This window comes from Massilia sp. CCM 8734 (assembly GCF_011682155.1).
In the GTDB taxonomy this organism is placed as follows: Bacteria; Pseudomonadota; Gammaproteobacteria; order Burkholderiales; family Burkholderiaceae_D; genus Telluria_A; species Telluria_A rubra.
In genome coordinates this window covers 22,226-30,127 of record NZ_WHJI01000063.1, presented here as the reverse complement: position 1 = coordinate 30,127, position 7,902 = coordinate 22,226, and the positions used below count along the sequence as shown (strand labels likewise).

Genomic DNA, 7,902 nt, shown 5'->3' with positions numbered 1-7,902 from the left:
CTGTGGGGACGCATTGAACAGTTATTGAAGGAACACGACATCTGCGCTATCGCCGCGTTCGTCATTCCGCTTACGCCGAGCACGGGCACTGTGGTCCTGTACGCAACACCGAACAAGGACGGCACCATGCCGGCATCGCTGATGACGGCCTACAAAGCCATCGATCCGACAGCCGTTATTACGCCACTGCCGTCTGACGACACGCCAGCGTAAAGGCTTTTGTCCACACGACTCGCCACGCACGTCACGGCGCCGAACCTGGCCATCTGATCGTGGCCCGCTCTACCAGATCGCGCACATGAAGACTACACCCGCATGCCGCCACGCCACCCATTGCGTGGCGTGCGCGAATTTTCCTGATGGCGCACAGATCCTGCGCGAGCTGCTTGCTATTGTCGGCAACGACGGCTATGCAATGACCGCCCTCACCCTGGGCGGCTACCGCAAGGATCTCGGCACCACCATCGCCAACTATCTCAACCTTTACACACCACGACATGAACGAATTGATCGCGCGACTGCGTCTCGCCAATGAACAGACCGCCGACGCGGCCGCGCCAGAGGCGAATCGCGGTCGGGCCGATGTCCATGCTCTCGCTGACGTTCTGAATGCTCTGTCCCTGCTCTTTGATCATTCGTACCACTTCCAGCTTCAAACTGGGGTCGAAGGTCTTCCGTTTCTTGCCGTCATGCATTACTCCTCAAGTGGTGTATTTTCCACCTATTGAGGTGTCCGGGCAAATTAGACCACAGCACTCGAACTAGTCGGAATCTGTGAGAAGCCCCGGCACCTCTGGCTTCCCGTGATGTTATTGAGCAACACTAGATGATTATCGGTATCCCGACAATATTAACTGGACTATCATGATGTTCTTCAAAGGCAGACTTAGTGCTGCGTTTGTCTTGTCATTTCGAATTTAGGAACTAATGAGCATCATTGTACGGAGAACGGCGACGGAGTTGCTGGCAGCATTTGTGTTAATTGGCTGCGGGGGCGGGAGTGGAGGGGGTAGCCCCGGTGGAAGTTCTGGAGGAGCGAACCCGGCGGAGAATCTGCCACCGAGTCCCGTCACGCTTAGCAGGCCTGGCCCGATATCGATTCGTGGAACCGGGGTGGTCGGTGGCTACATGGCGGCACCGCCGTTGACTGGCACGGTCTCCGGCAATTTAGCTGTCCTGCATCCAAATGACGTTCATTTCGAAGTCACTGATTCCCAAGGGTTGTTCCAAGGAGGAAATTTCTACCTGGACACAAGCGTGACGCCGGCGACGTATCGCGCAAGTTTCTTTCAAGAAAATTTCACCACGCCGGGCCACTTTACGGGCAGTCTGCGCTTGCGGTTGTGTCTTGACCGAGCCTGTACCCAGCCCTTTAGCGGCGCGCCCATTGTCGTACCTTATGACGTGACGGTGCAAGCAGGACTGGCCTTAAGCCGCAGCGCGATCACGGTGAGCGCGCCGTTCGGAACTGTGCCCGCCCCGGAGGCGGTCGATGTCATGACCTCGATCGCCAGTACCGGCTGGACTGCGAATCGCACCACACCTGATGTCTTCAGCTATCGGCCGCCCCGCGTTGACGTCGTCGATCCTGGACTCCATCATCGCACCGGCAACCAATTGCAGCTGCGGTTTTTGCCAGAGAGGCCGGGTGAGTACATCGAGACCTTCAAGGTCAGCGCATACACGTCCTACCCCGGAAATTCGCCCGTCAACCCGGGCCGGGAGTTCGTCGAAACTATCACGGTGCGCTACTTGGTTACGCCCAATCCTGCCGTCGACATTGTGTTCTTCCCTGCTTCACTGGACATTACGCAAAAACAAGAAACGTTGAACCGGTATTACCCGCACTATTTCACCACCAATACCAACGTTAGCGCCAAATTCGACGGTATCGAATACCTCACCAGCGCCGGCAATGCCGGACCATACGACAGCTGGTTCGATGAAAGCGCTCTGCAATCATTACATACCTGCCACGGCCCGCCCACGGCCTGTCTCGTTCCCGGTCTGTACACCGCGCGCTTGCGGTACCGCCTCACGACGGCGAGTGGCGCACGGCTTGTCTACTTCCCAATCAACTTGACCGTGACAAAATGAACGACTGATCGGTCCATTGCCTGGTGCCCCCGGTATGGCCAGGTGTGGAGCCAGCAGAAATAGAATGTCGCTCGAGCGCGGCCGTGCATACCAAACCGAACCCCAACGGCACTCCCCGTGAAATTACTTCGGACATGAACTAGGCGATGTTGCCTGAGTCTTTTTTACTAACGAAACCTAGCTTAATCTGAGCCGTCGCGGTAACGCCGGTTCCGCACAGTCTGCAACTCTGATAACGGCGTCACGTTTTATTGTGGGGTACCGCAACCGGACGGCACCCGCGCGGCCGCAGCGGCCTGGGGAACCGTACACCCTGCAACAGCGTGGCAGCCGCGCGCAGTCTGGTTAAGCAGCGCACCCACGATATCCCACTTGGTGCACCGTAAGCGGTCCATAAACCCCAACCTTTTCAGGTTATTCAAATAGCCGCATCCGAGCGCAGGGGCCGCCGCGGACCACATCGCCACGCTAACCGAGCGCGTCGCCCGTCAGCAGAGCGTGATGGACGCGCAGCCGGCATCTTGGTCAAGGCCATCGCATCCTCCGACGGCATCAACGAAGAGCAGGCGGAGGCGTGCATCAGCAGCATTCGCGGCCAACTGGTTAAGGTCGGCAAAACGACCGCTGAACAGTACCTTGAGCTGATCTGCGACCACGTCGCCGCCACGGCCGGCATCGGACCGAATATAGCATTCAATCCCCTCACAAATCCGACTCGTCTTGCATGCACAGCAGCGGATGTGGAACGCCTTGAGTGAGCAATGTCGGTGCTATGGGCGCCGGTCGACAGCGCGAACCAGCCGCACCTAGTGATGCGCACCAAGAGGACACGGGCGATCTTCCGCGAATTTGCGCGGGGCGTAACCTGGCTCGATGCCGTCGACTGGCTCTTGAACGAAGGTGTGGCGAAGCGCGACGCAGCTGGCGTAGCATCAACCGATCTGTCGACATGACGACTAAGTTGACGCCGGTGGAAATCCTCGGCGTGGCCAGCGCGGGCCTTGTTACCGGCTGTCGTGCCGGCGCGCCTGCTTAATGGATGCTCGGTAGCGACGATTAGCACAACAACCTACGCTCCGCAGTCGACCAGTACATTACCACGCGTGGCGTTCCGTATGCCACATTTTGAACCGTTCAGGTCGCTATTTTTGTCAATGGACGATTTTTTTACAAAAGTTCTTGGAAAGCGTCCAGCGTTAACGTTATGATCCCAAGCACAATAATTCATCCTGGGCATAGCATGGCAATGGTTACTAGGACTTTTCAAGGCGTCAAAGCGAAATTAGCACTGGAACTTACGGGGTTTAATGGAACGCCGAAGATGTTCCGATCCAAATTTCGTGATGCTGACGATAACGTTCATGCGCTATATAGCGCGCGACAAATTCGTGAGATTCGCATGAAATTGCTGGATATCCACCCGGATCATCCCCGCCCTGCAAAACTCCCCCCTCTGATCGTTGACCGTACTGCGAAGGGCGGCGTCGGGAAGACAACGATTGCGGGCAATACCGGTACATGTCTAGCGCTGTCTGGTTACAAGGTTCTGCTGATAGACGGCGACCCTCAAGGCACACTCACGGGGCTGTTCGGCATCAACCCGCTGACCGAGAACATTACGCATGTTGGCGACTTAATGAGGCGTGCAGCGCGAGATGAGGCCACAGGGATCTCAGATGCTGTACGGCCCATCTACGATGGAGGAATGCTCGATCTGATTCCTGCGGACATCACCATGGCCAACGACTCGTGGCTGATTGGCACCTTGAACCGTGAACAAGCGTTTGTACGACTGCTTGAGGAAGAGGTCGCATTTTTTAGCCAATACGACGTGATCATTGTTGACTCTGCGCCAGGATCATCACTTCTTGCGACTACATTCATGCTGGCGTGCAAGCTGCTTTTGGCTGTCGTCACACCAGAACCTCATTCTATAGCTGCTATGGACGTACTGGCGTCAAACGTGCACGAAATCAACTCTGCATTCAAGAACCGAGATGCCAATCTGGAAGTACATATTGTTGTCAATAAATATAATCAGACCAAGAAGCCCCACAACGATATGCTCGCCACGTTGTTAGCGCAATATCCGAGCCGTATTAACGATGTCATCGTGCGCGACTTCGTCGGATTCTTACGCGAAGCCGATCCAAACAACACGAGCACGAACGGCACCGTGTTAGAAAAAGAGCCAAATTCTGTTGGTGCACGAGACATTATTGACCTAACAAAAACACTTATCAAACGGTATGACATTCGTTTGGACTATCGCGCAGCTGGCTCTGAGGCGACTGTATGAGCAATTCACGACCAGGTATTAAGGTATCAGGACTGATCTCCAGCGGCAAAGTTTTTGCTAAAGAAGGGGTGCAAGAGTCTCGCGCTTTTGATGTTCCTACTAGTCTTCCTGATGGCGGAGAAATTGAACAGACTGAGGGCCAACATCGTCACCTTCAAGCAGCCAGCTCTGTAAATCCCATGCGGTGGGAACTGGTGACTGATGAGCTGCACGACGTTGACGTCGATCTTGTGAAAGACAGCCCATTCCAGACAGAAGAAGACTCCATTGGTCGTTACGATCCGGAAAGTATTGACGAATTGGCCCACACTATGGCTAATGCCGGACAACAAGAGCCAATCGTTGTCCGGTGGGTGAACGGACGATTCGAGCTGATTGCAGGCCACCGTCGGATCAGAGCGGCAAGGTCGATGGGCTGGACGAAAATCCGAGCTCGAATCGTCAAGCTGGACGATACAGCCGCGGAAAAAGGACTGATGGTCCACAACGAGGGGCGTAAGGAAAACACCGATTACAAAAAGGCAAAGCTATACGCGCGCGCCAAAGCAAAAGGCTATGCCAGAACGCAGGATGAGCTTGCGCATATGTTTGCCACTAAGCAAGGTTCGGTTTCTAAGCGGCTTGCCATGCTGACCCTGCCAGAACCCATCCTAAAGATGCTTGATGCAAAGCCTGATCTGATTGGCATGGGAACAGCAAAAACAATACATGAGCTTGTCGAAGAACTTCCTGGAGAAATTGATCTGGTGGTGAAGGCTATCGAGCGCATCAAGGAGCAGAACGCCCCCGAAAATTCGGTACGTGCATGGGTTGCTCAGATGGTCCAGTCGCGAAACAAAGTGCATGAAAAAAAACGAACTGACAGCAAGCCGAAAGTCATCACCGACCCTAGGAACAGACAGCTCTATACAGCGAAGCTGGAAGGCAGGGTCATTACACTACGCGTCAGTGCGATGGAGCTCGACCCAGTCGAAGAGCTAGCTCTCATGGTCGAGTATTTCCAGAATAAAGCGAATGCTTTAGCCAACGCCACACCCAAGCCGACAGAAGTTAAATAAGTGAATTATTCTTTAAAATCAATAGGTTACAAATTATTCCCCTGGAATAATTTGAAGCAACGCTATCCAGTAGCCGTTTATGCAAAGATAGAATAAATTGGATTTCCCTTTAAAATCAACAACTTACAAAATATTCCACTGGAATATTTTGTGGCGCCTTCACTCACGACGAGGCCTGTTATGAAAAAATAGCATCCGCAAACAAAAAACCCCAGCTTGCCGGCCGGGGTTTTTTGCTTTCTGAACTACAAATAATGCATTCGGGAGAATAAGAAGCTGCGTGAGAACTTCATCTTATCCGCCCTGAAATGCTACGTCAAACCATTTGTGGCCATATTGGTCCACGGAGAACGCTCGTGCCTGCAATTACGTTAGATGATGTTGTAAAGCCATACCTTCACCTTCCTACCGCTATTCAATGTGCCTTAATGAGGGTTGAAACCCACCCAATATTCCGCGCACTGACGAAAAGCACCCTCTCAGTGCTTAAAGCACTGGTCACGCGCGCATCCGCTACAAACGGGGCCGCGATAATCCGCGCCCGCGTGGATAGGATGGCAGACGAAGCGTGCGTCAGCTACAAAACTGTTCAGCGCGCCATGCGAACGTTCCGTGAATTCGAATGGGTTCTTCCGGCGACTGAAGGGCGGTCGGAATATGGGGTCTTCGAGTCGAAGCGCTATGCCTTCACCCCGGGCTTGTGCGAGCTGATCGACTTGCCAACCAAGAACAAACCGGCCCCAACTGTAGCCCAGGAGACAGAAATGTCCGACGGTCCTATATACGTTGATCTTAGTTTGAAAAAAGATCTACAGGAGATCTCGATCAAAAATCGAGAAGGACAACCCCCAACCCTTCCTCCCACAGTGGCACGAATTCCAGAGGAAACCGGGATGCTGGCGACTGGTGTTTGCAAGCTGCTTGGCGTCGCTCGTCGCAACGACTACAAGCTCGAAGACGTGTACCTGGTCGCCAAGCCCTACCTCGATAAAATCGGTGCCAATGCCGCGCGATGCTATCGCTACCTGCACGCCATGCTGGTGAACCCGAAGAAGGTCGACTACGCCGGCAAAGCCGACCAGGAACGCCGCAAGTGCGAACCAAATCCGGCACATGAGCTGGCCAACATCGCCAGGGTGTGCCGTTTCAAGCGCTACTACCACGTCAGCAACGGCATGCGTGTGCGGTTCTTCGACGGCACCGCGGAGGTGACTCGGGACAGCAATTGCGAACTGTATGCCGGCGAGCAAATGCAGGGCTTGTACAGGGGGATCGCCAACGGCAATCTTCGGGAAGTGGTCGAGTGATCCGGGTGCGCGTACGGTCGCTATCCGGCATCCGGAAGGCGAATCGCCATTGTCGCGACGGTTTCCGCATGGCGCTCGGCGTCGTCCTTGTGCAGGTACCGCCCGGTGGTCTTGATCGAGGCATGGCGCGCATTGAGCTGGACGGTCTTGAGCGGTACGCCGCCGTTGGCCTGATGCGTGACGGACGAATGGCGCAGCCAGTGGGTCGACGCGCGCGACAAGCGGTCGGCGATCTCGATCAAGCCAGCTTGCGCGGCCATCATGCGTGCGCGCTCGATGACGTCCTTGAGCGCGGCGGCGATCGCGTAATGGCTGGCACCACGCTGGGGGCCGCGGGTCGCCAGCACGAGCGACGTTGTGTCGCCTGGCGCCGGCAGCGCCGGCAAGCCGAACGCCTGGCGGTACTGACGGAACTCGGCCAGGAGCGCAGGCGTCACGGGCACCTTCCCGCGTTTGCTGCCCTTACCAAGGACATGCAGCCACCACGCGCCACTGTCATCGGGCCGGATGCTGCGCATGTCCGCGCTGGCCAGCTCGCCCAGGCGCGCCGCCGTCAGGTAATACGCCTGCACAAGAAAGCGCGCGCGTGCGCGGCGCAGCGCGGCGCCGGGCGTGTCGTCCTGCAGGACGTCGGCCGCGTCGAGCAGCAGAGCTATCGCGGCCGGCGGCAGATGGCGCACGACCGCGTCGCCGCTGATGGCGCGCATGCCGGTGAGCAGCTGGGCCGGATTGGCGGCCAGGTACTCGGCCGCGTACCCCCAGCGAAACAGGCTCTTGATGACGGTAAGCGCCTGCAGTTGCGACACGTCGGCCAGCCGGCCGCAGAACGGCCGCCAGCGCGGATCGGCGCGAGGGAACCGCGTTGCGCTGATCCACTGGCTGGCCGGCTGCGGATCGGCGATGAAAGCGGCGAACGCCAGCAGGTCTTCGTAGCGGACGTCGACCAGGTGTTTGCCATGCGCGCGAATCCAGTACAGGAAGCGGTCAGCCTCCTTGCGGCAGTTGCGCACGGTGCGCGGCGACAGATTCGGCCGACGCAGCCAAAGCGCGATCAACTCTTCATCGTTGGTGGCGCGGGTTAGGGACCCGGAGGGGAGGGGAGCCGGGCCGCCGGCGGCAAGCGGACGATGTGGCGCCTGAA

At 56.5% G+C, this 7,902-nt stretch carries 9 protein-coding genes; 7 read left to right on the top strand and 2 right to left on the bottom strand.

Translation table 11 applies throughout. The features are described 5' to 3' along the window. Both F2P46_RS33520 and F2P46_RS33515 read left to right on the top strand, forming a co-directional pair. On the top strand, nt 1–213 hold a 213-nt coding region (locus F2P46_RS33520), incomplete at its 5' end, for a hypothetical protein (RefSeq protein WP_166898575.1). An 85-nt stretch (nt 214–298) separates the two neighbouring features. Next, nucleotides 299–535, top strand: coding sequence for a hypothetical protein (locus F2P46_RS33515; RefSeq protein ID WP_166898534.1), 237 nt, complete (start codon nt 299–301; stop codon nt 533–535). Here the strand turns inward: F2P46_RS33515 and F2P46_RS38925 are convergent. Next, the gene (locus F2P46_RS38925; RefSeq protein WP_368737986.1) at nt 477–635 is read right to left on the bottom strand and encodes a hypothetical protein; all 159 of its coding nucleotides are present in this window, start codon (nt 633–635) and stop codon (nt 477–479) included. The genes F2P46_RS33515 and F2P46_RS38925 overlap by 59 nt on opposite strands. A 493-nt stretch (nt 636–1,128) precedes the next feature. Here F2P46_RS38925 and F2P46_RS33505 point away from each other — a divergent pair, with 493 nt between their 5' ends. From F2P46_RS33505 to F2P46_RS33485, 5 genes are all read left to right on the top strand, one after another. Next, complete coding sequence (locus F2P46_RS33505; protein ID WP_166898572.1) at nt 1,129–2,097, top strand: hypothetical protein; 969 nt, start codon at nt 1,129–1,131, stop codon at nt 2,095–2,097. A gap of 521 nt (nt 2,098–2,618) precedes the next feature. Next, on the top strand, nt 2,619–2,855 hold the full coding sequence (locus F2P46_RS33500) for a hypothetical protein (protein WP_166898571.1): 237 nt from the start codon (nt 2,619–2,621) through the stop codon (nt 2,853–2,855). Nucleotides 2,856–3,337: 482 nt separating this feature from the next. Continuing rightward, the gene (locus F2P46_RS33495) at nt 3,338–4,396 is read left to right on the top strand and encodes a ParA family protein (protein WP_166898569.1); all 1,059 of its coding nucleotides are present in this window, start codon (nt 3,338–3,340) and stop codon (nt 4,394–4,396) included. Then, nucleotides 4,393–5,454, top strand: coding sequence for a ParB/RepB/Spo0J family partition protein (locus tag F2P46_RS33490; protein ID WP_166898567.1), 1,062 nt, complete (start codon nt 4,393–4,395; stop codon nt 5,452–5,454). The genes F2P46_RS33495 and F2P46_RS33490 overlap by 4 nt, the downstream gene beginning before the upstream one ends. A 554-nt stretch (nt 5,455–6,008) precedes the next feature. After that, nucleotides 6,009–6,761 (top strand): hypothetical protein, encoded by a 753-nt coding sequence (locus tag F2P46_RS33485; protein ID WP_166898566.1) that lies wholly within the window; start codon nt 6,009–6,011, stop codon nt 6,759–6,761. Between the two features lie 20 nt (nt 6,762–6,781). Here the strand turns inward: F2P46_RS33485 and F2P46_RS33480 are convergent, their stop codons facing one another. Then, a complete protein-coding gene (locus tag F2P46_RS33480) occupies nt 6,782–7,816 on the bottom strand; it encodes a site-specific integrase (protein ID WP_166898564.1) in 1,035 nt (344 codons plus the stop codon). Nucleotides 7,817–7,902: the final 86 nt, after the last annotated feature.

Coding starts and splice junctions, on each gene's coding strand:
- F2P46_RS33505 (WP_166898572.1), top strand. CDS start 1,129: ATGGCGGCACCGCCGTTGACTGGCACGGTCTCCGGCAATTTAGCTGTC.
- F2P46_RS33490 (WP_166898567.1), top strand. CDS start 4,393: ATGAGCAATTCACGACCAGGTATTAAGGTATCAGGACTGATCTCCAGC.
- F2P46_RS33515 (WP_166898534.1), top strand. CDS start 299: ATGAAGACTACACCCGCATGCCGCCACGCCACCCATTGCGTGGCGTGC.
- F2P46_RS38925 (WP_368737986.1), bottom strand. CDS start 635: ATGATCAAAGAGCAGGGACAGAGCATTCAGAACGTCAGCGAGAGCATG.
- F2P46_RS33485 (WP_166898566.1), top strand. CDS start 6,009: ATGGCAGACGAAGCGTGCGTCAGCTACAAAACTGTTCAGCGCGCCATG.
- F2P46_RS33495 (WP_166898569.1), top strand. CDS start 3,338: ATGGCAATGGTTACTAGGACTTTTCAAGGCGTCAAAGCGAAATTAGCA.